This window comes from Bacillus sp. B1-b2, assembly GCF_009183415.1.
In the GTDB taxonomy this organism is placed as follows: domain Bacteria; phylum Bacillota; class Bacilli; order Bacillales; family Cytobacillaceae; genus Niallia.
The window spans coordinates 80,906-105,084 of record NZ_WEHU01000009.1; the positions used below are offsets into that span (position 1 = coordinate 80,906).

At 33.9% G+C, this 24,179-nt stretch carries 23 protein-coding genes; 9 read left to right on the forward strand and 14 right to left on the reverse strand.

Features of this window, described 5'->3' with window-relative positions:
- Positions 1–55: 55 nt before the first annotated feature.
- From cyoE to F9279_RS10730, 3 genes are all read right to left on the reverse strand, one after another.
- Positions 56–973: a heme o synthase gene (gene cyoE, locus F9279_RS10720; RefSeq protein WP_152112818.1), complete on the reverse strand. Its 918-nt coding sequence runs from the start codon at positions 971–973 to the stop codon at positions 56–58.
- A gap of 390 nt (positions 974–1,363) precedes the next feature.
- On the reverse strand, positions 1,364–2,599 hold the full coding sequence (locus tag F9279_RS10725; RefSeq protein ID WP_152112820.1) for an FtsW/RodA/SpoVE family cell cycle protein: 1,236 nt from the start codon (positions 2,597–2,599) through the stop codon (positions 1,364–1,366).
- A gap of 172 nt (positions 2,600–2,771) precedes the next feature.
- A complete protein-coding gene (locus F9279_RS10730) occupies positions 2,772–3,053 on the reverse strand; it encodes a YlaN family protein (protein ID WP_152112822.1) in 282 nt (93 codons plus the stop codon).
- A gap of 165 nt (positions 3,054–3,218) precedes the next feature.
- On the opposite strand from F9279_RS10730, the gene F9279_RS10735 reads away from it, so the two are divergent.
- Positions 3,219–3,701: a peptidyl-prolyl cis-trans isomerase gene (locus tag F9279_RS10735; RefSeq protein WP_152112824.1), complete on the forward strand. Its 483-nt coding sequence runs from the start codon at positions 3,219–3,221 to the stop codon at positions 3,699–3,701.
- A 57-nt stretch (positions 3,702–3,758) separates the two neighbouring features.
- Here the strand turns inward: F9279_RS10735 and F9279_RS10740 are convergent, their stop codons facing one another.
- The gene (locus F9279_RS10740) at positions 3,759–5,087 is read right to left on the reverse strand and encodes a PhoH family protein (RefSeq protein ID WP_152112827.1); all 1,329 of its coding nucleotides are present in this window, start codon (positions 5,085–5,087) and stop codon (positions 3,759–3,761) included.
- A 223-nt stretch (positions 5,088–5,310) separates the two neighbouring features.
- On the opposite strand from F9279_RS10740, the gene F9279_RS10745 reads away from it, so the two are divergent.
- Both F9279_RS10745 and F9279_RS10750 read left to right on the forward strand, forming a co-directional pair.
- Positions 5,311–5,916 (forward strand): YhcN/YlaJ family sporulation lipoprotein, encoded by a 606-nt coding sequence (locus F9279_RS10745; RefSeq protein ID WP_152112829.1) that lies wholly within the window; start codon positions 5,311–5,313, stop codon positions 5,914–5,916.
- An 87-nt stretch (positions 5,917–6,003) separates the two neighbouring features.
- Positions 6,004–6,204, forward strand: a complete 201-nt coding sequence (locus F9279_RS10750) for a YlaI family protein (RefSeq protein WP_152112830.1) — start codon at positions 6,004–6,006, stop codon at positions 6,202–6,204.
- Between the two features lie 342 nt (positions 6,205–6,546).
- Here the strand turns inward: F9279_RS10750 and typA are convergent, their stop codons facing one another.
- Positions 6,547–8,379, reverse strand: a complete 1,833-nt coding sequence (gene typA, locus F9279_RS10755) for a translational GTPase TypA (RefSeq protein WP_152112832.1) — start codon at positions 8,377–8,379, stop codon at positions 6,547–6,549.
- A gap of 282 nt (positions 8,380–8,661) precedes the next feature.
- Between typA and F9279_RS10760 the strand changes: the two genes are divergently transcribed.
- On the forward strand, positions 8,662–8,853 hold the full coding sequence (locus tag F9279_RS10760) for a DUF5325 family protein (RefSeq protein ID WP_152112834.1): 192 nt from the start codon (positions 8,662–8,664) through the stop codon (positions 8,851–8,853).
- Between the two features lie 6 nt (positions 8,854–8,859).
- Here the strand turns inward: F9279_RS10760 and F9279_RS10765 are convergent, their stop codons facing one another.
- Together F9279_RS10765 and F9279_RS10770 are read right to left on the reverse strand one after the other, a co-directional pair.
- Positions 8,860–9,660, reverse strand: a complete 801-nt coding sequence (locus F9279_RS10765) for an inositol monophosphatase family protein (RefSeq protein ID WP_152112836.1) — start codon at positions 9,658–9,660, stop codon at positions 8,860–8,862.
- Between the two features lie 220 nt (positions 9,661–9,880).
- On the reverse strand, positions 9,881–10,075 hold the full coding sequence (locus F9279_RS10770; RefSeq protein ID WP_152112838.1) for a hypothetical protein: 195 nt from the start codon (positions 10,073–10,075) through the stop codon (positions 9,881–9,883).
- Between the two features lie 255 nt (positions 10,076–10,330).
- On the opposite strand from F9279_RS10770, the gene F9279_RS10775 reads away from it, so the two are divergent.
- Positions 10,331–10,948 (forward strand): YktB family protein, encoded by a 618-nt coding sequence (locus tag F9279_RS10775; RefSeq protein WP_152112840.1) that lies wholly within the window; start codon positions 10,331–10,333, stop codon positions 10,946–10,948.
- A 29-nt stretch (positions 10,949–10,977) separates the two neighbouring features.
- Here F9279_RS10775 and F9279_RS10780 read toward each other — a convergent pair whose 3' ends face one another.
- Positions 10,978–11,250, reverse strand: coding sequence for a UPF0223 family protein (locus F9279_RS10780; protein ID WP_152112842.1), 273 nt, complete (start codon positions 11,248–11,250; stop codon positions 10,978–10,980).
- A gap of 430 nt (positions 11,251–11,680) precedes the next feature.
- Between F9279_RS10780 and F9279_RS10785 the strand changes: the two genes are divergently transcribed.
- Complete coding sequence (locus F9279_RS10785) at positions 11,681–13,150, forward strand: aminotransferase class I/II-fold pyridoxal phosphate-dependent enzyme (RefSeq protein WP_152112844.1); 1,470 nt, start codon at positions 11,681–11,683, stop codon at positions 13,148–13,150.
- A 302-nt stretch (positions 13,151–13,452) separates the two neighbouring features.
- Here F9279_RS10785 and F9279_RS10790 read toward each other — a convergent pair whose 3' ends face one another.
- The 6 genes from F9279_RS10790 to F9279_RS10815 all read right to left on the reverse strand — a co-directional run bounded on the left by F9279_RS10790 (position 13,453) and on the right by F9279_RS10815 (position 20,755).
- Positions 13,453–13,698: a hypothetical protein gene (locus tag F9279_RS10790; protein ID WP_152112846.1), complete on the reverse strand. Its 246-nt coding sequence runs from the start codon at positions 13,696–13,698 to the stop codon at positions 13,453–13,455.
- Between the two features lie 1,002 nt (positions 13,699–14,700).
- Positions 14,701–16,110: a dihydrolipoyl dehydrogenase gene (gene lpdA / locus F9279_RS10795; RefSeq protein WP_152112848.1), complete on the reverse strand. Its 1,410-nt coding sequence runs from the start codon at positions 16,108–16,110 to the stop codon at positions 14,701–14,703.
- 4 nt (positions 16,111–16,114) lie between these two features.
- A complete protein-coding gene (locus F9279_RS10800) occupies positions 16,115–17,404 on the reverse strand; it encodes a dihydrolipoamide acetyltransferase family protein (protein WP_152112850.1) in 1,290 nt (429 codons plus the stop codon).
- A 69-nt stretch (positions 17,405–17,473) separates the two neighbouring features.
- Positions 17,474–18,451: an alpha-ketoacid dehydrogenase subunit beta gene (locus tag F9279_RS10805; protein WP_152112852.1), complete on the reverse strand. Its 978-nt coding sequence runs from the start codon at positions 18,449–18,451 to the stop codon at positions 17,474–17,476.
- Positions 18,452–18,454: 3 nt separating this feature from the next.
- Positions 18,455–19,570 (reverse strand): pyruvate dehydrogenase (acetyl-transferring) E1 component subunit alpha, encoded by a 1,116-nt coding sequence (gene pdhA / locus F9279_RS10810; protein ID WP_152112854.1) that lies wholly within the window; start codon positions 19,568–19,570, stop codon positions 18,455–18,457.
- A gap of 522 nt (positions 19,571–20,092) precedes the next feature.
- Positions 20,093–20,755, reverse strand: a complete 663-nt coding sequence (locus F9279_RS10815) for a YkyA family protein (protein WP_152112856.1) — start codon at positions 20,753–20,755, stop codon at positions 20,093–20,095.
- Between the two features lie 238 nt (positions 20,756–20,993).
- Here F9279_RS10815 and def point away from each other — a divergent pair, with 238 nt between their 5' ends.
- From def to rnjA, 3 genes are all read left to right on the forward strand, one after another.
- On the forward strand, positions 20,994–21,548 hold the full coding sequence (def, locus tag F9279_RS10820) for a peptide deformylase (protein WP_152112858.1): 555 nt from the start codon (positions 20,994–20,996) through the stop codon (positions 21,546–21,548).
- A 694-nt stretch (positions 21,549–22,242) separates the two neighbouring features.
- Positions 22,243–22,455, forward strand: coding sequence for a DNA-dependent RNA polymerase subunit epsilon (locus F9279_RS10825; protein ID WP_152112861.1), 213 nt, complete (start codon positions 22,243–22,245; stop codon positions 22,453–22,455).
- On the forward strand, positions 22,455–24,122 hold the full coding sequence (gene rnjA, locus F9279_RS10830; RefSeq protein WP_152112863.1) for a ribonuclease J1: 1,668 nt from the start codon (positions 22,455–22,457) through the stop codon (positions 24,120–24,122). Before F9279_RS10825 ends, rnjA begins: the two co-directional genes overlap by 1 nt.
- The last annotated feature ends 57 nt before the right edge of the window (positions 24,123–24,179 follow it).

Genomic DNA, 24,179 nt, shown 5'->3' on the forward strand with positions numbered 1-24,179 from the left:
AAATATTTACCCTTTTTGTTTTCCGTCCATCCCCATACCTAACTTACAAAGAGCTTTATATTAATGTAAAAATAACCATTGAGACAAATAGTATAGTTAAATACTGAATAGAATAAACGAACATTGCTGTTGCCCACTTATATTCGTCTTTTTTCTTACTTGCATATATACCGGTGATTACCCATCCTATGTTTAGCAAAGTAGCTAAAATAAGAAACGGAATTCCAATCGTGTGCAATAAGAATGGTAGTGGGAATAATACTACAATCCATAAATAAATATGTTTTTTGGTCACTTCAAACCCTTTAACAACCGGTAGCATCGGAATTCCCGCTGCACGATATTCTTCTACTCTTCTAATCGCTAGTGCATAAAAATGTGGTGGTTGCCAAACAAACATAATTAAGAATAAACTCCATGCCATTACGTCTAGACTAGGATCAATTGCAGCCCACCCGATTAATGGAGGAACAGCTCCTGAAAAACTACCTATTACGGTGTTAGATACTAGTTTACGTTTTGACCAAATCGTGTAAACAACTACATAACTAAAAGCTCCAATTAAAGCAATAACTGTAGCAGTAATTGTCGTAAATAGTAAAGCAATAGTTCCTAATGCTAGAAATGAAAAACCTAATATTGCCGCTTTAGTTGGTGTTACTGTACCCGTTACAGTAGGTCTAGCTTTTGTTCTTTCCATTAACGGATCAATATCACGATCAATATAATTATTTAACACACACGAGCCTGCCATAATAAGTGCAGATCCTATTAAAGTAAGTAAAATGGTATCAATATTCGTTAAAAATCCTGTACCGGTAAATTGAATAGCTAACCAAACACCTGTAAAAACAGTGATTAAATTTGAATTAACAATTCCTATCTTTATAAGCGCTAAAAAGTCCTTCCATGCACTTGTTTCTGATTGTTTTTGGTCAAGTCCTGCTTCTGAATAAGCACGATGGTTTGCCACTTTATTTTTCTCCCCTTCCTATAGGAACTTCATCCATAAGAAAATTTTATTATTATATACAAACGGTCACTTGTGCCGTTATTCACAATAAACATTATAATAATATTGAAAAAGACCCTTCTGTTATTAAACCATATTTTTAGCCAATTATCTTCTTTTTTTTACAAAAAAGTGTACCTTTCATAATTTGGAAGATGTTTTAAAATCATATTACAGCTATGCCCACTTACTTATTATAGGGTATTTTCAAAGAGAAATCCAAGAAAGGATATTTAAACTTTGTATTCTAAGCACAAAAAAACCTGAATTATAAGGAGATAGATGGAGTAAAAATCACCTAATAATTCGAGGATAATTTGCTTAGTACTTATACCTTAACCTATATTACTACTAATAAGAACTTCTATTAGAACGAGCAAATCTGTTCGTGGTTTTCTTTGGTATCTCAACAACTGTTTCTTCTTTGTTTTTGTATACTCGCTCGTATTTTACGAACATGGATACATTTACTAGTATTCCCATTCCAATTGCTAATTGTAATAGAGAAGAGCCTCCATAACTTATAAATGGAACAGGTACCCCAGTTAAAGGAATTAATCCAGACACTCCACCGATATTGATAAAGGCTTGAATTCCAATCATACTTGATATCCCAATAGCAAGAAGGCTGCCAAAAGGATCTTTACATTTTAACCCTGTGTATATGCCCCGTAATACGATATAACTAATTCCTATTATGACAAAGCCGACACCGAAAACCCCTAGTTCTTCCGCTATTACAGCCATAATAAAGTCAGTATGTCCATCTGTTAAATAGCCAAGCTTTTGTACACCTTGACCTAATCCTAATCCCTGTAAGCCACCTGATCCTATAGCAATAAGCGAGTTACTCATATGATATCCCGACTTTAATACAACATCTTCTGCAAAGGGAGAATCCATAAATACAAAAATCCTAGCCATTTGTTTCTCTGTGAAAACACTCTTTCCAGCTAATGACATACAAGCTACTATTAATCCTATGCATCCTAGCCCTATTAGCATTAACTTAAATAGATTTTTTCCGTTCATTCCAGAACATAAAATAATGGTCGCACCGATCATAAAAATAATAGCTGCAGTACCAAAATCAGGCTGTGCTGTAACAAGGGCACATACAATAACTAAATATGCTAATGGAGGAACAACACCTCTATTAAATTCATTAATATAAGCCTGCTTTTTGGAATAAATGGCTGATAAGTAAATAATAACAGAGAGTTTGACAAACTCAGCTGGCTGCAAACTTGTTGTACCAAACTTATACCAACTTTGTGCATTACCAAATACGCTACCTAGAAAGAATATTCCTCCTAGAACAAGAATCGATCCAAACACCATAGGAACCAAAATCTTATTGTTTAAAAATAGCTTATATGGAACCAAAGCTATAACAATAAAGGCAAAACCAGCTGCTAGGATATTTTTTATTTGTTTTTTGTAGAAAAAGTCACTATGTTCTTCCCCATAATATTGGACTGCTGATACCATACTCGCACTATAGATCATGATTAATCCAAATAGTATTAACAATACCATTGTAATAATAATGGTATAATCATAGGATTTTATAATTTTTTTAAACATTGTATCGCATCCCTTATTTCATTTCTCTTAAAGAAAATTATTCGCTATTATTTCTTTTTTTCCTGCTAAGAGGTGGAAGTCTTCCTATTATGTATAAAAAGGAGCTTTAAAATGGAATTACAACCTGCACTAAAAAAACTCAAACAACGCTTACTTTGTTTGAGTTTGCTTTTTATTTTCTTATAGATGCTTCATGCAAAACGGATAATTCCTTCTCCAACTCATCTAGTATTTTTTTACCAACCTGTTCTTCTACTAATCCAAGACGGATAGCAAAATCTATTTCTTTGGATAGCCCATACATCTGCGTATCCAATACTTCTTCATATAAAGGACATTGAGGCATGGTTAAGTTGTCCATTTGAACTTTAATAAGCTTCAGTATCTTCTCTGCATCAGCTTTTAGAAGTTCATTAGCTTTTTCTTTATGATTAATAATAATATCAGAAGTCAATCCCTATCCCCCCCGTTTCCGAGCGATTATCCTATTAATAAAGTTTAAACTCAACCCTAAGAAAATGCAAGAACTATCCTCTCAAAGTGAAAATTAGTCATTCCATGACAGATGAAACATAACAAGCTATACTATATTTAGACTATTTTGAAGGAGGGCAAATGGATGGATTCTATTATACAAGTAAGTGGTTTAATCAAGTTTCCTATAACGATTGATCCTACTGTCTGGATATTTGATGATCGGAAACTGACAGAAGAGACATTATTCTCTCAACAAGAAGACAAAAATACCTTAGAAGAATATACGAAAGAGGCATCCAAACATTGGGATCGTGAAATAACGCAAGGAGCAAAGCTACCTGAGAAGCAAACATTTAAAAAGGTAGCCTTAATTACAGGCACTTTTTACATGCCACTCTCTCCTTTTATTCAAAATTCGGAGCCTACGAACAAATCAAAAAATATTAACATATCTACAACAACACAAAATTTCACCTTTCCATTATCAATTCTAGATGATATGTATCTTTTGTTTTGCAAACAAGGAAAACCGCTTACATATGATGGTCCTGTTCACCTTTACCTAAGAAGTAAAGGAAGAGACCAAGAGCCAATAAAAAACATCCAAACTTTTCATATCAGTTAATAGTAAACAGGTAGAAGTACTCTACCTGTTTACCTATATTTTTCCTCAGAAATGAATTTACAATAGATCAGCTGCTAGCTGTGCAAGGCTAGATCTCTCCCCTTTAACCAACTTCACATGCCCAGCTATTGGTTGATCTTTGAAACGCTCTACTACATAGCTCAAGCCATTATTAAAGGCATCTAAGTACGGATGATCAATTTGTTCAGGATCGCCCATTAAAACAATCTTACTACCTTCTCCTACCCTCGTTAAAATCGTTTTCACTTCATGTTTAGTTAAATTTTGTGCTTCATCAATGATAATAAATTGATCGGGAATGCTTCTTCCTCTAATATAGGTTAATGCTTCTACCTCAATAGAGCCCATACCTGCAAGGATAGCCTCTAATTCTCCAGGTTTTTTCGTGTTAAATAAATACTCTAGATTATCAAAAATAGGCTGCATCCAAGGTCTTAGCTTTTCCTCTTTTTCTCCTGGCAAATACCCTAAATCTTTTCCCATTGGCACAATGGGTCTTGCTACTAGTAACTTTTTATAATCTCCAAAATCCTCTGTTTGCATTAAACCAGAAGCAAGAGCTAATAAAGTCTTTCCAGTTCCAGCCTTTCCAATCAATGTCACTAAAGGAACATCTTTTTTCAATAGCAATTCCATTGCCATGGTCTGTTGAACATTTCTTGGACGAATTCCCCATATATGCTCATGATCAAAAATTAATTTCTTAATAAAATTTCTTGAGCTATCTACTATTCCTAATGCGGATGAAGATGATCCTAAAGCGTCTTTTAATAGTAAAAACTGATTAGGAAAAAACGTTCCTTTTCCTATGTCGGAAATTGGAAGCTGTCCATTCTCATAAAAACGATTTAAAACATCAATATTAACATGTATATCCATAAATCCTGGATATAGATGCTCATTCTCCACTACCCGATCACTTAAAAAGTCTTCTGATAATAATCCAATTGCATCTGCTTTTACCCTAACAAGTGTATCTTTACTTACTAAAATAACAGTTCGTCCATTTTCTTTTTTACTTTCTTCTATAGATAAATTTTTAGCGACTGCTAATATCCGATTATCATTCGTCTTTTCTACAAATATTTCTTGTAATTCATGAAAGGAACGATGATTTAACTCTATTCTTATTGTTCCTCCGTTTTCGAGAGGAATTTCATCATGTAACTTTCCAGTTTCTCTCAAGTTATCGATTAGTCTAGAAATTTGTCTTGCGTTCCTTCCAATTTCATCCATATACCGCTTCTTACTATCTACCTCTTCTAATACAACTGCTGGAATAATTACATCATTATCCTGAAAGGAAAAAATAGAATATGGATCTTGTAACAAGACATTTGTATCTAATACATAAATTTTACTCAAACCGATGCCTCCTGCTCTAATACGTCTTGGTTTACTCTTGTTTTTTTTTGTAACGGATGGAACCTTGGTTAAATATATGTTTTATCGAATAAAGATAGAAGATATTTTGCACAATAATTAAGAAGGATGGAGAAAAAGACAGGTTTTTAATCTCAAGGAGTCATTTCCGTTGTCTAAAGCAAAGAATTTTTTGTCATTCAAATAAATATTGGAGGTACTAAGGATGAAAAAAGTATTTTTATTAGCTTCTTTTTTAGTCTTACTTGCTGGTTGTAATAAAAATGTAGATGAATATCAAAGCACAGAAACTGAAAATAATCCTACACATGTTAGAAATGTAAATAATTCCACAATAAAGGAAGTAGATCGTAAAACAGGACAAGAAATTGCCCAAAGACTAGTAAGCCTCTCTACTAGTATTGAAAATGTTAATGATGCGACCGCAGTAGTTATTGGTAAATATGCCATTGTTGGACTTGATGTAAATAAAGATCTTGATCGCTCTGAAGTTGGTTCTTTAAAATATGCAGTAACAGAAAGTTTGAAGAATGACCCAGACGGAGCCAATGCTTTAGTTGTTGCTGATCCTGACATCACAGCAAGATTAAAAGAAATTGGAAAAGATATTGACGAAGGACACCCCATTAAAGGGATCTTTAATGAGCTAGCAGATATCACAGGTAGAATAATTCCTGAAATTCCTTCTGATAATATTAATAGAGAACCAATGAAAGGTATAGAAAAGTCAGACGAAAAATTAAATACAGGGGAAGAGAAAAAATTAGAAGAGGAACAGGATGAACAATCAAATCATCATATAACAGACTAATATCGATTTCATTCTATTCTAACTTGTACTATAATTAGCCTATAATCTTTTTTTGCCTAGATTCTTTTAGATTAGAGGTGTCAAAATTTGAAAGTACAATGTGTTATGTGCGATATAGTAGAGGAACTGAATGATAATTCTTTTGAAGCAAAACGTTTAAGAAATAGACCAATTCACACATATATGTGTAGAGAATGTGATCAAAGAATAGCTAAGAATACACAAAAACACCTGGATTCTGGAAACTTTGTTTTATATCAAAACAAGCCACAGGACGATGATTGGTAAATTCTATTTACACTCCTTGTATCAGTAAAAAGGAAAGAGTTTATATTGCTCTTTCCTTTTTATTATTTTTACTTAATCCTTGTACCACTTCTTCTTAGTAATAACTATTTATAAATAAAATTATCGAAAAATTGCTCCCATCATAATTAATTCTTCTATTGGCTAAACTGAAATGCCTTCTTCCACTTTATTTCAGTTGGAGAACGAATTATGATGGCAACAAGGGAACTTCTTTCGTACCTCGCTGTAAGCTTTTTAAAACCCTTGGCATAGCCCAGGGTTTTCTTTTCTATAATAAAAAAGAGGTTCAGAATGAAAGATTCTGAACCTCTTTTGTCTATATTATTCTGCTGATTTTTTCTTCTTTGTAACTCTTTCACGTTCAGATTTATTTAAAATCTTTTTACGAAGACGAATAGACTCAGGAGTTATTTCACAATACTCATCTTCATTTAGATATTCTAAAGACTCTTCAAGTGTCATGATTTTTGGTTTCTTCATCGTTGAAGTTTGGTCTTTATTCGCTGAACGAATGTTTGTTGCTTGTTTTACTTTTGTAATGTTAACAGTGATGTCATTTTCACGAGTATGTTCTCCTACGATCATACCTTCGTAAATATCTGTTCCTGCTTCAACAAAGATAATTCCACGGTCTTCTACTTGCATAATTCCATAAGTAGAAGATTTACCAGATTCCATACTTACTAACACACCTTGACGGCGGCCACCTACTTGACCAGTAGCCATTGGTTGGTAGCTATCAAATGTATGGTTGATAATACCATATCCACGAGTTAATGTTAAGAATTCAGTTGTATAACCGATCAACCCACGAGCAGGTACGTTGAAAATTAAACGAACTTGTCCGTTTCCATTGTTAATCATGTCTAACATTTCACCTTTACGTGCTCCGATAGATTCCATTACAGAACCTGTATGCTCCTCAGGAACATCAATTTGAACACGCTCAATTGGTTCACAACGAACTCCATCAATAGTACGAACGATAACTTCAGGTTTCGATACTTGTAGTTCATAACCTTCACGACGCATATTTTCGATTAGAATTGATAAATGTAATTCCCCACGTCCAGATACAGTCCAAGCATCAGGAGAATCTGTATTATCAACACGTAAACTTACATCTGTTTCTAATTGTGCACGTAATCTTTCTTCGATTTTTCTTGAAGTTAAATACTTTCCTTCTTTACCAGCAAATGGAGAGTTATTTACTAAGAAAGTCATTTGAAGAGTTGGCTCATCAATACGTAATACTGGCAAAGCATCTTGTTGATCAAAAGGACAAACAGTTTCCCCAACGTTGATGTCTTCCATACCAGATACTGCGATTAGATCCCCAGCAAAAGCTTCTTGTACTTCTTGTCTTTTTAATCCGAAGAAACCAAAGATTTTTGTTACACGGAATTGTTTTACTGTTCCATCTAATTTCATTAAAGCTACTTGTTGGCCGACTTTCATTGTGCCTCGGAAAACACGACCGATCCCAATTCTTCCAAGATAATCGTTGTAATCTAAAAGAGCTACTTGGAATTGTAATGGTTCTTCGCGATTATCAACTGGTGCAGGAATATGTTCTACAACAGCATCATATAATGATTGCATGTTTTCGTCTTGTTTTTCTGGGTTAGTACTTGCTGTACCGTTGATAGCTGAAGCATAAATTACAGGGAATTCTAATTGCTCTTCTGTAGCATCTAATTCAATAAACAAGTCAATTACTTCGTCAATTACTTCTGAAGGACGAGCAAAGTCTCTGTCAATTTTATTTACAACAACGATTGGTGTTAAGTTTTGCTCTAAAGCTTTTTTCAATACAAAACGAGTTTGTGGCATACAACCTTCGTAAGCATCTACAACAAGTAGTACTCCATCAACCATTTTCATGATACGTTCTACTTCTCCACCAAAGTCAGCATGTCCAGGTGTATCCAAAATATTAATACGAGTATCTTTATATTGAATAGCAGTATTTTTTGCTAAAATAGTAATACCACGTTCTCTTTCTAAATCATTGGAATCCATTGCGCGTTCTTCAACGTGTTCGTTTGAACGGAAAGTTCCTGATTGTTTTAATAGCTGGTCAACCAATGTAGTTTTACCGTGGTCAACGTGGGCAATAATAGCGATATTACGAATATCTTCTCTAATTTTCAAGAATTTCACTCCTACCTAAAATGTCTATCTAGAATCTCTTTTATTTTTAAAATAATGTTATAACTGAGTCATTATACCACATAAAATTGTAGAAACCTAAATGCTTTTTCATATTAATAAAAAAAACTTTAGTGAAAACGCTATATTAAAAATTATTTTTTCTTAAAATTAAATTAAACTAAATTTCATATATATTGTGTAATCTATTATCGCAAGTATCATTATACATACATGCAGACTGTCATTTAAAGTAAAAATGAACAAATGTAAAGGAGACTACCAATGAATTTAGATAAACACCCATTATTTTATCATAGAGTCTATGGGGTCATAAGCTTTGTAAGCATTGAGATTTTTATTTTAGAAAAAGTTTATATAGGTGCCATTTTGTCTTTCATTCTTTTCTTATGTATTGTAATCAGTGGAGTTCAGAAAAAAAAGAAATGGAGACAGCAACATAAAAGTGAAGCTTAAAGCTTATTACCAAGCTCCATTAAGCAAGTATTTCGATAATAGCTCATCATGTAAGCCTGGCTTAGATGCAAAGAAAGATTGTTGTCCCAATAAACTTAATGACTCATTCCTCAAGGTAGTAACTTTCCCTCCTAATTCTTCTATCATTATTTTTCCTGCCGCATAGTCCCATGGAGATAATCTTAACGTGATATAAGCATCCATGCGTCCTGCAGCTATATACGCCAGCTCAAGACAAGCGGACCCAAAGGATCTTGTTCCTCTTGCTTCTTTAACAAGCGGAGATAGTAAGCTTGGATCAATTCTTTTATTCTCTGTTACCCATGTTGCATTTAGTCCTATGATGGCTTCCTCTACCTTAACTTCTGCTAGAGGCAACAATGGAGTCTCATTCATATAAACCCCATTCCCTTTAAATACATGATATAGCTCTCCTGCTACTACATCATAAATCAAGCCAATTTTTCCTATTCCATCCTCATAAATACCAATCGAAATGGCAAAATCACGTTGCATGTGCACAAAATTCATTGTTCCATCTATTGGATCAATAATCCATACTATTCCTTTTAGATTATCCAGAGTCTCAGAAATTCCCTCTTCCCCAAGTATACGATGGGAAGGAAAAACATGATTAATCTGGGCTATTAAATACTCTTCTGTACTTTTATCAATTTGTGTAACAAGATCATTTTTATTTGATTTCGTTGAAATTACTAGTTCTGTAGAAAAAGATTTCTTTATTCTCTCTCCAGCCTCTTTTATCCACTCTTTTGCATATGTATCAACTTCCTGCCAATTTGTCATTCTATCTACCTTCTTTACAACTTTTTCTATTTCTTTCTATATTTTAGCTTATAAAATTCTTTATCATACTTCAAGATTAAAACAAAGCTTTACATAAACAATATAATATAAGAATATGCATCTTTTTTAACGTTTACTTTTAATCAAAAATCATGCAACTAACTTTGAGAATATTTTCCCCCAAGAAGTTACATGATTTTTGAATTATTTCCTATACTCATTATAATGCATTCATTTTTAGAAGTTCCTGCCTAATTCTTTCTAGCTTACTTTTACTCTCTACTTTTTGCTTTTCGTTCTTCTCATTCATCGCTTCAAATAAAGTAGCTAACTCATAATCCATTTCCAACCGAAGAACAGCTCGCTTTTTCTTTTCCACTTCTAATTTACTAGCTACATTCATCAATTGTTTCATCGACAGTACACCCCTTTCATCGACTTACATTACCGTGTTTATTCATATCTTATGTAAACACCAATAAGCTTGCTCCTTTTTTGTGTGAACGCCTATTTATCTACGCATATTCCTTCATTATCGAAAGTATGTATGCTACAATATGGACAACTAATTGAGCAGCAAACGGTATGTAAGTTAATAACTAAATTGCTTGCTTTCATTTATATACTATTTACCCTTCTACTTAGTAGGTAAACTTAAAGGAGTTATAAAATGTCATTTACTGGTTTTACTAAAGCAGATTTTGAAACATTCTCCATCGATGGACTTGATTCTAGAATGGAGGCTATTCAAGAAAGAATTCAACCTAAATTTAAAGAAATTGGTCAAGAGCTCACAGAACAATTATCATCAAAGCTTGGCCAGGAAATGTTTTTACATATTGCTAAGCATGCAAGACGCACTGTTAATCCGCCTAAAGATACTTGGTTAGCCATTGCATCTAATAAACGTGGTTATAAACAGCATCCTCACTTTCAGGTAGGATTATTTGATGATCATCTATTTATTTGGCTTGCTTATATATATGAGTTACCTAGAAAAGAGGAAATTGCTACTCTTTTTCTAGAGGAATTAGAACAATTAAAGAAAATTATCCCAAGTGAATTTTATCTGTCGATGGATCATATGAAAAAAGATGCAAGTAGAGTAGAAGATACGGACATAGAATCTGTATTAACTAGATTTCGTGATGTGAAAAAAGCAGAATTTCTAGTAGGTAAACATATAAAAGCAGATGACCCATTAGTAAGTAACGGAGATGCACTTGTTGCTTATATAGAGGAAACTTTTCAAACTCTTTTGCCTATCTATAAACTATCCACAAAATAAAAAGGAAGGCGTTTTGCGCCTTCCCTTTTTTATGGCATTTTCACTTTAAGACCTTCCGATAGTTCCTTAGCTTTTTTTATTGTACGATAAGTAGAATAACCACTTACTTCTTCAAACTCATCACATACTTTTTTTTCCTGTGATTTCCCCGGAACAATTTGCTTAAACAAACGATATTGATTCATAAGCTCTGACTTATCTATCCCATTTTCATATGCCTTTTCAATACACTCAAAAAAAGAAACTACTGTCACAATTTCATCTGTTGACCAATCTAAATCAATCGGATAAGAATAATCCATTCTATTCACTCACCTTTACTTTCTCCTGTTCATCCATTTTTATTGTAGTAGATGAACGAGAGAAAGTAAAACGTCCTACTTTAATATCTCATAGACCTACCTCCTATTTATTTTGTTATTACACACATTGTTTTTGCTATATGAATCATTTATTGGTATTGTAAAAATGGTAGTTATATTTTTTAAAAATAAATCTTTTCAGTATAGTAGAAACTTATTGTATGCAAAGAAAATAAAAAATGCTATAATTCTTTTGTTTTATGATTTTTATATTTTAAAATAAGGGTCAAACTAATAGACGGTAGTCGAATTAGACGATTTATAGCGGGCTAAAAAAGAACAATAATTTCTAGCATTTATTGGAAATTACTTAATAAAATTCGCTTGATGTTGTATAAAAATACTATATAAAAAGAGGTGTGGTAATAAATTGTCACAACACGAAACACCGTTATACCACGGATTATTAGAGCATGCAAAAAAGGATCCTGTACAATTTCATATTCCTGGACATAAGAAGGGAAATGGAATGGATCCCGAATTTAGAGATTTCATTGGAGAAAACGCCCTCTCCATTGACCTAATAAATATTGGACCACTTGATGATTTGCATCAGCCTAAAGGGATGATTAAACATGCACAAATGCTAGCAGCTGAGGCATTTGGTGCTGATCATACTTTCTTTTCTGTACAAGGAACAAGTGGAGCAATTATGACGATGATTATGAGTGTTTGTGGCCCAGGTGATAAAATAATTGTCCCTAGAAACGTTCATAAGTCCGTTATGTCTGCCATTATTTTTGCTGGTGCTATTCCTATTTTTATACATCCAGAAGTAGATAAAGATCTTGGTATTTCTCATGGTATTACGAAAGAAGCTGTTCAACATGCGATTGATCTGCACCCCGATGCTAAAGGATTATTAGTGATAAATCCAACTTATTTTGGGATAGCTGCAGACCTAAAGAAGATCGTTGATTTAGCTCACTCTTATCAAATACCTGTTCTAGTGGATGAAGCACATGGAGTTCATATTCATTTTCATGATGACTTACCTATGTCTGCTATGCAAGCAGGAGCAGATATTGCCGCTACTAGTGTACATAAATTAGGCGGATCTATGACTCAAAGCTCCATTCTTAATATGAGAGGCAATTTGGTTAATTATAAGAGAGTTCAATCTATTCTTAGTATGTTAACAACAACAAGTACTTCTTATTTATTATTAGCATCCTTAGATGTTGCGAGAAAACGTCTTGCTACAGAGGGTAAACAATTACTAGACAAAACAATCGACCTTGCTCAATACATTCGTAGACAAATAAATGATATTGATCATTTATATTGCGTTGGCGAAGAAATTCTCAATGAAGATTTTGCATATGACCTTGATCCAACTAAACTGATTATTTCTGTTAAAGACCTAGGCTTAACAGGACATACAGTAGAAGAGTGGCTCCGCAAGAATTACAATATAGAAGTAGAAATGTCTGATCTTTATAATATTCTTTGTATTGTTACACCTGGAGATTCGGAAAGAGAAGCAAATATATTGATTGAGGCATTAAAAGCTCTTGCTGCAGAGAGGCTAGATAAAGCGTCTAAAGTGGAAGCAAGAGTAATGCTTCCAAATATTCCTCTTCTAGCACTTACACCTAGAGATGCTTTTTATTCTGAAACAGAATTGATTGAGTTTGATGAATCTGTTGGAAGAGTGATCGCGGAATTTATTATGGTGTATCCACCAGGCATTCCAATTTTTATTCCTGGAGAGATTATTACGGAAGACAACCTTGAGTACATTAGACAAAATTTGAAAGCAGGACTGCCCGTTCAGGGGCCTGAAGATTATGATTTTAAAAAGCTACGTGTTATTAAAGAGCATCGAGCTATCCGTTAATTTGTAAAATTTCTTACTACATCATAATGAAGCGTCAGGATGATATCATTATCCTGACGCTTCATATTGTTTGATAAAGTGATTTAGAAAACTCATGGTAATTTCTATGCAGTTGTTCTGCGTAACAGAAGGAGAATACTGTGGGACTTACCAGGAAGCCACTGAAAGGCCCCTCTAGAATCATCTACGTAGGGGTCATCACTTATGAGTAAAATTCATCAAGTTATTTGTAACCCCTATTTTATCCCTTCATCTTGTCCATCTCACTTTACTTTTTCATCATATCAAGGGTAATCTTATCATTAAACTAAGGTGATTATACTCATAATAAGATGAAAGGAACCATATATAGATAAACTGATTATAGTAGCAAGTAGCGTTTTTCTAGGAGATCGGATAATATAATTACCAATAATAATGGCTAGATAAAAAAAGACACCAAACATTATCACTTTATAGAGAACTAAATCACGGTGAGATAACCATTCAATAACGGAAAAACCACTCCAAACCATTAATTGAAATATAATAGTTGTATAAACCTTCAAAGAAACACCACCATTTGAACAAGCTTACTATTGATAGTATATGTGTCTCTTCATAAACTTATTAAAAATCCTTTCCTTTTACTAGAATATTTCTAATCACTTCATCAAAATGATAAAATCTATAGTAAAAAAGATGATGTCCAATATTACCGCATGGATTCTACTATTTCTTCATTTGAATTGGTGTGTCGTACATACAAGCTCTCTCGTTTTCTAATGAATTTACCAGGTATTTCACCGATATTTTCACTTTTTGACCATAGAAAATTTTATTTTTCAACAGTATGTAAAAGATGATGTCAATGAAAATGCCTCCATTTTTTATAACATGAGTGTGTCGAGAGCTTGTATAAGTAATTAACTCGCTAAATAAGGTTTTGATTTCTGTTACAGGTGTTCGGTTCGCTTTCCATGGGGCTCGAAGCTTTTTCCGAGGTCCACGCTTGGGCCAACAGGGTATAAAGCTTCAGCAGATTTCATAGGAGTCTCATCACTGAAACATAAATCATCTGGATTAAAATTAAGCTTATATTAATATGTTTTAAAAAATTCCGCAGCCAATTTGAGGAATCATCATAAATAAGCGGAGAATTCCGACTAATGGCAAATATTATATTAATTTCCTTGCAAATAAGCGGATTTTTCCGGTTAAGTAAGGAAAATCTCTCCGATTTCAAGTATTCTAAGGAAATAGGCGTAATTCTCCGTCTATTTCCATTGTTTTTCATGGTAGTAACGATAATAAGAGGATTTCTACGACTATTTTTCTAAAAGTGGTCTTTTCCAAATTCTCTATGTTACGAAGTATCATACATTATTTCATCGCTCTTTCAATCTCCAACTATTTTCATATTCGAATGGGAGAATTACATAAAAAAATCCCTCGTTTTCCATTATGTTTCGAGGGAGGATTATCTCCATTTTCACAAATTGACCATAGAGAATTTTATCTTTCAATAGTATGAAAAAAAGACCTTCTTATAAGAAGGTCTTTTTTAAGGATTATCTTAAGATGTGAATTGGGCTACCAATAGCAACTTCAGCAGCTTCCATCGTTACCTCACCTAAAGTTGGGTGAGCATGAATAGTCATTGCTAAGTCTTCAGCTGTCATTCCAGCTTCAATAGCTAAACCTAATTCTGCAATCATATCAGAAGCACTTGGTCCAGCAATTTGTGCACCAATTACTAAGCCGTCTTCTTTGCGAGTAACAAGTTTCATAAATCCTTCTGAATCGTTTAGTGCTAATGCACGACCGTTTGCAGCGAATGGGAATTTAGAAGCTTTTACTTCAATTCCAGCTTCTTTAGCTGACGCTTCAGAATGACCAACTGTAGCTAATTCTGGCTCAGAGAATACTACAGCAGGAATTCCTAAGTAGTCAATTTCTGAATTATGTCCAGCAATTACCTCAGCAGCAATCTTACCTTCGTAAGATGCTTTATGAGCAAGTGGAGGACCAGTAATAACATCACCAATAGCGAAGATGTTGCTTACAGTAGTACGGCACTGTTTATCTGTTTTGATAATACCACGTTCCGCTAATTCAATACCAACCTGTTCTAAACCAAGTTCGTCTGTATTAGGTTTTCTTCCAACCATTACGAATACGTAATCAGCTTCAACTGTTTTTTCTTCGCCTTTAACTTCATACTTAACAACAACACCAGTGTCAGATTCTTCAACACCTTTAGCCATTGCTTTCGTAATAATGTCAGCACCTTTTTTCTTTAAGTTACGTTTAACTAATCCAGACATTTGGCTTTCGAATCCACCAAGAATTTCGTCAGCACCTTCAAGAATTGTTACTTGAGTACCAAAGTTAGCATATGCTCCACCAAGCTCAGTACCAACATATCCTCCACCGATTACTACGATTTTTTCTGGGATTTCTTGTAATGCAAGAGCTCCAGTAGAATCTAATACACGTTTAGAGAACTTGAATGTAGGAATCTCAATTGGACGAGATCCTGTAGCGATAATAGCATTTTTAAAAGTATAAGTTTGAGATGATTTATCATCCATTACTTTTAAAGTGTTAGCATCTACAAAATATGCTTCACCGTATGCAATATCAATTTTGTTACCTTTTAATAATCCTTCAACTCCACCAGTAAGCTTTTTAACTACAGTATCTTTCCAAGCTTGAACTTTAGTGAAATCTACTTTTACATTCTCAGAAGTAATACCCATATCTTCTGAGTGAATAGCATGCTCATAACGATGTCCAGCAGAAATTAATGCTTTTGAAGGAATACATCCAACGTTTAAGCAAACTCCACCTAATACGTTTTTCTCAACAATTGTTACTTTTTGTCCAAGTTGAGCTGCACGAATTGCAGCAACATATCCACCAGGACCTGCACCAATGACTATAGTATCTGTTTCAATAGGAAAATCTCCAACTACCATGTACTTACGCCTCCATTAACAATAGTTCTGGATCGTTTAATAAACGTTTAATATGATTCATTGCATTTTGAGCAGTAGCTCCATCGATCATTCTGTGGTCAAAGCTTAAAGAAAGTGCTAATACAGGAGCAGCAACAATTTCTCCATCTTTAACGATTGCTTTTTCAGCAATACGACCAATTCCTAGGATAGCTACTTCAGGATGGTTGATTACTGGAGTGAACCATTGTCCACCAGCAGATCCAATGTTAGAAATTGTGCAAGAAGCACCTTTCATTTCAGTTGGAGCTAATTTACCATCTCTTGCTTTTCCAGCAAGTTCATTAATTTCGTTAGAGATATTGAAAATACCTTTACGATCAGCATTTTTAACAACAGGAACTAGAAGACCTTTTTCTGTGTCTGCAGCGATTCCGATGTTGTAGTAATGCTTATGAACGATTTCGTTCGTTGCATCATCAAGTGATGTATTTAATGCTGGGAATTCTTTTAATGCACTTGTTAAAGCTTTAACTACATAAGGTAAGAAAGTCAATTTAATACCTTTTGCTGCAGCAACATCTTTATATTTCTTACGGTGTGCAACCAATTTAGAAACTTCGATTTCATCCATTAATGTTACGTGTGGTGCAGTGTGCTTAGAGTTTACCATTGCTTTTGCAATAGCTTTTCTAATTCCGCTCATTGCTTCACGTGTTTCAGGGAAATCACCTTCTGGAATAGCAATTGGTTGTGGTGCTTTAGTAGCTGTTTCGTTAGCAACAGGTGCTTCTGTTGTAGTTTCAGCAGCAGCAGCAGGAGCAGCTCCACCATTTAAGAATGTATCAATATCTTCTTTAGAGATACGTCCGTTTTTGCCAGTACCAGAAACTAGTTGAATATTAACACCTTTATCACGTGCATATTTACGCACAGATGGCATTGCGATAATACGTTTTGAAGGATCTACTTCTTCAGCAGCTGGAGCTTGTGCTTCTTCTTTAGCAGCTTCTGGCTTAGCTTCTTCAGCAGGTGCTTCATCACCATGATCGCCTTTGAATTGTAGGTTTTCGTATCCAGGAGCATCAAATGTAATTAATACATCTCCTACGATTGCTACAGTCCCTTCTTCTACAAGTACTTCTTCTACTTTACCTTCTACTGGAGAAGGAATTTCTACTACTGCTTTATCATTTTGAACTTCACAAAGAACGTCGTCTTCTTTTACTGTGTCGCCTGGTTTAACAAACCATTTTACGATTTCACCTTCGTGAATTCCTTCACCGATGTCAGGCAATCTAAATTGAAAAGCCAATATAATCAAACCTCCTAATTTTTAAAAATACAATTTGTTTAGAATTTATTTCATGCAAACTTATCTATATTAGAAAGTTAGAACTTTTTTAGCTGTTTCAATGATATCTTTGAAATTTGGAAGCCATACAGTTTCAGCTTGTGTAAATGCGAATACTGTATCTGGTGCAGTTACACGAAGAACTGGAGCTTCTAAGCTAAGAATAGCACGATCATTGATTTCAGCAACAACATTAGCAGCAATACCTGCTTGTTTTTGTGCTTCTTGAACAACGATTGCTCTTCCTGTTTTCTCAACAGAAGCAATGATTGTTTCAATGTCTAATGGACTAACTGTACGTAAGTCAACAACTTCAGCAGAGTAGCCTTCTTTTTCTAATTCTTCAGCAGCTTTAATCGATTCTTGAACCATAGCTCCGTAAGTGATGATAGATAAATCTTTACCTTCACGTTTAACATCAGCTTTACCAAGTGGAATAGTGTACTCTTCTTCTGGTACATCTTGACGGAATGAACGGTATAATTTCATATGCTCTAAGAAAATAACTGGATCGTTATCACGAATAGCTGAAATTAATAATCCTTTTGCATCATAAGGTGTAGAAGGGATAACTACTTTTAATCCAGGTTGTTGAGCCATTAAACCTTCTAAGCTATCAGCATGAAGCTCAGGAGTATGAACTCCACCACCAAATGGAGAGCGAATAGTTACTGGAGAATTGTAACGGCCACCTGAACGGTAACGCATACGAGCCATTTGTCCAGAAATACTATCCATTACTTCATAAACGAAACCAAAGAATTGAATTTCAGGTACTGGACGGAATCCTTGAATTCCAAGACCAACTGCTAAACCACCAATTCCAGATTCTGCTAATGGAGTATCAAATACACGATCTTCTCCGAATTCATTTTGAAGACCTTCTGTAGCACGGAATACACCGCCGTTTACACCTACGTCCTCACCAAATACTAATACATTTGGATCATTACGTAATTCTGTGCGTAACGCATCAGTGATTGCTTGAATCATAGTCATTTGCGCCATGGCTTACTTCGACTCCTTTGCTGCATAAATTTCATATTGTTCTTGAAGATTAGCTGGTAGCTCTTCATACATAATGTTCATTAAGTCAGTTACTTTTTGTTTTGGAGCTTCGTCAGCAAGTTTGATTGCTTCTTTAATTTCTTCTTTAGCACGTTCGATTACTTCGTTTTCTTTTTCTTCACTCCAGATTCCTTTGTTTTCAAGGAATTTACGGAAACGTACTAGAGGGTCTTTCTTTTCCCATTCGCTGTCTAAATCAGCAGTACGGTAACGAGTTGGATCATCACCAGCCATTGTATGTGGACCATAACGGTAAGTTAAAGTTTCAATTAAAGTAGGACCTTCACCATTTACAGCTCTTTCACGTGCATCACGAACAGCAGCATAAACTGCTAATGGATCCATACCATCTACTTGAATACCAGGGATACCTGCAGCAACTGCTTTTTGTGCAATTGTTTTAGCAGCAGATTGTTTTTCAACTGGTGTAGAAATTGCAAAACGGTTGTTTTGAACAATAAAGATTGCTGGAGCTTTGAAAGCACCTGCGAAGTTAATTCCTTCGTAGAAATCACCTTGTGAAGCACCACCGTCACCAGTGTAAGTAATTGCTACAGATTTAGCTCCACGTTTTTTCATTCCTAGTGCTACACCAGCAGTTTGGATGTATTGTGCACCAATAATGATTTGTGGAGAAATAACGTTAACACCTTCAGGCATTTTGTTTCCTAAGAAATGTCCACGAGAGAATAAAAATGCTTGGTATAAAGGAAGTCCGTGCCAAACGATTTGAGGAACATCACGATATCCAGGAAGAATGAAATCTTCTTTCTCTAATGCAAATTGTGAAGCTAATTGTGAAGCTTCTTGTCCAGCTGTAGGTGCATAGAAGCCTAGGCGACCTTGTCTGTTTAATGAAATTGAGCGTTGATCAAGAATACGCGTATATACCATACGAGTCATTAATTCTTGTAATTGCTCATCGCTTAAATCAGGCATTGCAGATTCATTTACAACTTCGCCCTCTTCATTTAAGATCTGAAGTGTTTGAAATTGGTTTTCAACTTGTTCAAGTTGTGCTTGCACATCTAATTGTGCCTTCTTAGTTTTAGAAGCCATTAAAGCCACCCTTTCCTTTCCTATTAAAAGACGATTTCATACTATTACTTGTGTTTAAAGTTTGTCGGATGTGGTAAATAACTAAAATAGTTAACGCTTACTAGTTACACGATCGCTTTAAGCAACAAATAATAACACTTAAACAGTTTTCCACAAAAATCGATAGATAAAACGTCTTAAAAATAATTCGGTTTCCGTATGGTCTGTATCAATAATCTACTTGTTAAGATTAATACAACTTTCAATACATTTATAAGTTTAATATACAAAAATATTATCCGTCAATCTTTATGCACGAAGTTTTTATTATTTTTTTACACAAACATTATGTAACTGTATTAATTACATCAAACAAACTGTACCATACAGTTAACACTAATTTGAACTGTGTTATAATAATTATTTGTCGAATAACATTTTTTTGAAATTCATACAAAAAAAGCCTAAAACGACACAAGCTACTCATTTCGTAAATAATACGAAATGAGTAGCTTGTACAACTTATAGACCAAAAGTTTATCTCTATTCGCTTTCCTTTAACTTAATACCAGTATCTTTATAAAATTCCAACTTTAATTCATTATATTTCTTTGTTAGCTCATTAAACTTTTCATTATTAGTATAAACCTTCTCATATGCTTCATTAATTTTCTGAACCTGACTCTCTAGTTCTTCCATCTCTACATTTTCTTCTTTAAACATTTCATATAATTTCTTATCTAATGCTAGGCCTTCTATGTAATGTTTATATAGCTCCCCATGTACCTCATAGCGCTCTAGCATTGTATCGTATAAAGTAGTTGCTTTCTTCTTTATTTCCTTATCCTTCTCTTCATCTAAATTTTCGATATCACTTTTTATCATTTCAAACTTTTCTTTAGATTGATTTATACTTACTTCTTCCTCATTCATTAATTCTTTTCTCTTTTCAATGGATTCTAAAGCTTCATTAGATAAAGCTGTTATTTCATCCATTTGATCTAACCCTAATGTAATAATTTCCGAATAAATTTCTTGTTCTTTTTTTTCTAGACTCACTAGTGGCTCTTGTTGTTCTTCAAACCCCTTCTCTATGGAAACTACTTGTTCTAGTTTTTCATACATTTTTTCACTAGTAGATTTTCCACATGCTGTTAGAATTAATAATAAGAACATAGTAACAATTAATAAAATTTTTTTCTTCATCTGTTTCCTCCTTACGTAATCAATATATCTATTCGTGTCGTAATATACAATTGCAGTTACCTTAACCAAATATTGTTCAAATGATTATTTCTGTTACTATAGCATATTAACTTGTCCATAAAAGTATGATAGGTATTAAGAAGCAACTTTTTGTTCTTTAGAATTCAACCATCTTAACTTTTCTATTTTTCTCTGCTAGACTAGTGAATAGTAAAAGGATTTATAAGGAGTGAACAATATGTTAACAATGGAGGATATCATTCGCGATGGACATCCTTGTTTAAGAGAAGTAGCTAAAGAAGTTAATATTCCTGCCTCAGAAGAAGATAAAAAAATTTTAAAAAGTATGATGGACTACTTAATAAATAGCCAAGATCCTGAACTCGCTGAAAAGTATAATCTCAGAGGAGGAGTTGGATTAGCCGCTCCACAAATAAACATTTCGAAAAGAATGATTGCTGTACATGTAAAAGATCTAGATGGTAGTCAATACAGCTATGCCCTTCTTAACCCAAAAATTATTAGCCATTCTGTTGAGAAGTCTTATTTAACTACTGGTGAAGGCTGCTTATCTGTTGATGAATCTATTCCTGGATTCGTTGTTCGGTATGCAAGAATAACCGTAAAAGGATTAGACATTGATGGAAATGTTATTAAGATTCGCTTAAAGGGATTACCTGCCATAGTATTTCAACATGAAATTGATCATTTAAATGGTATCATGTTTTATGATCATATAAATGAAAGTGATCCGTTTGCTATTACAGAAGATATCATTCCAATTGAAAGATAGGATTAAATGATACTTCCCTTTCTTACATCTAACCATTATTTTAGTGTCCAACCCATTTTTTTGGTTGGACAAATTCCTCAACTGATAATAGAACCCACAACACTAATTCCCAATAATATCCATGAGAATTTTTAGAAATAAATCATATACTAATAATATATAGAAAAAATTAGAATAATTGCCGTAGCCAAATATCAAAAACTGCATACAAAAAGTACAAAATTAAACTATTTTTGGACAAATTGTACAGATAAACTTAACTGATGACTTTACTTTGTACAATAATGGTTTAAAATAGGAATAAGGAGATGATCCACTATGTTAAAAAAGCTCAAGAAAAAGCTTTTAAAACAGTGGAAAGATTTATTGAGAAAAAAGACAATAGCTTAGTTTAAAAGTAAAGGTATTTCCTATGGTCTGACCCATGCCACCACGTATAATAGTGGTTCTTTATACCACTACTATGTACAAGCAATTGTGGTAGTTGAGTCTGGCCTTTTATTATCTTTTGCTTTTTGCTAAACGATTTGCTCATTTTCTATATAAGGAATAAATACATATATCCCTAAATAGGGAAGCATTATCATTTCCTCGTTATGTTAATTAGATACTAAATTGGTGATGAAAAACATGAAAATCATGTTTAATTTTTATATAATAAAAGAAGATATTATTAATTAAGGAGCGATTTATAATGATTTATAAAGTATACTATCAAGATTCAAGATTAGAGGTACCAGTTAGAGAGAAAACTAAATCTATCTATGTTAAAGGTATTTCTGAAAGAGACGTTAGAACAAAGTTGGCAGAAAAACCATATAATATTGAGTTTGTTACACTTGTAGATGGTGCATTCTTAGAGTATGAAAATCAAGGTGAAGAATTTACAGTATTGGAGATTGAATAATGAAATTTGTAAAAAATGATCAAACGGCTGTATTTGCCCTAGGTGGATTGGGGGAAATCGGTAAAAATACGTATGGAGTTCAGTTCCAAGATGAAATTATATTAATAGATGCTGGAATTAAATTCCCAGAAGACGAGCTATTAGGAATTGATTACGTTATACCAGATTATACCTTTCTTGAGAAAAATGTAGATAAGATAAAAGGATTATTTATTACACATGGTCATGAAGATCATATCGGTGGAATACCTTATCTTTTAAAACAGATTAATATTCCACTTTATGGAGGAAAATTAGCACTTGCGCTTGTTAGAAATAAATTGGAAGAACATGGATTATTAAGACAAACTACAATGCACGAAATCCAAGAGGATGACGTTATCAAATTCCGCAAAACTTCTGTTTCTTTCTTTAGAACAACTCATAGTATTCCTGATTCCTATGGAGTAGTTGTAAAAACTCCACCAGGTAATATTGTTCACACTGGAGACTTTAAGTTTGATTTCACTCCTGTTGGTGAACCTGCTAACTTAACGAAAATGGCAGAAATAGGAAAAGAAGGCGTACTTTGCTTATTGTCTGATAGTACAAACAGTGAGGTTCCAACGTTTACAATGTCTGAAAAGATGGTTGGAAAAAGTATTTTTGATATTTTTAGAAAAGCAGATGGTCGACTAGTTTTCGCTACCTTTGCTTCTAACATTTACCGTCTACAGCAAGTAACGGATGCAGCTGTGGAATTTGGTCGTAAGATTGCTGTTTTTGGACGAAGTATGGAAGCAGCGATTAATATTGGATTAGAGCTTGGATTTATTAAAGCTCCTAAAGAGACATTTGTTGAACCACAACAAATCAATCGATTGCCAGCTAATCAAGTAGTTATTTTATGTACAGGAAGTCAAGGAGAACCTATGGCGGCACTATCCAGAATTGCTAATGGTACTCATAGACAAATTCAAATAATTCCTGGAGATACTGTAGTATTCTCTTCTAGTCCTGTTCCAGGAAATACATTGAGTGTAAACAAGACCATTAATATGCTATTCCGTGCGGGTGCTGAAGTTATTCATGGTCCTCTAAATAATATCCATACTTCTGGTCATGGTGGACAACAGGAACAAAAACTAATGCTACGACTTATGAAGCCTAAGTTCTTTATGCCAATTCATGGTGAATATCGTATGCAGAAAAACCATGTTCAAACTGGTGTTGATTGTGGTGTACCAGAAGAAAATTGTTTTATCATGGATAATGGAGAAGTGCTTGCATTATCTAGTGATTCTGCTCAAGTCGCAGGAAAAATCCCTTCAGGATCTGTTTATATTGACGGAAGTGGAATTGGAGACATCGGAAACATTGTTCTAAGAGATCGTCGAATTCTTTCTGAAGAAGGTTTAGTAGTGGTTGTAGTAAGTATCAATATGAAAGATTTTAAAATTTCAGCTGGACCAGACTTGATTTCTCGCGGATTTGTCTATATGCGTGAATCTGGAGACCTTATTAACGATGCTCAAACTTTAATTAGTAAGCATCTAACAAAGGTGATGGATCGCAAAACGACTCAATGGTCTGAGATCAAGAATGAAATCATTGATACTATCTCCCCATTTTTATATGAAAAGACAAAACGTAGACCTATGATCCTTCCAATTATCATGGAAGTATAAACATCAAAAGGATGTCTCTAATGAGACATCCTTTTTATATAGATTCATATCCAACAG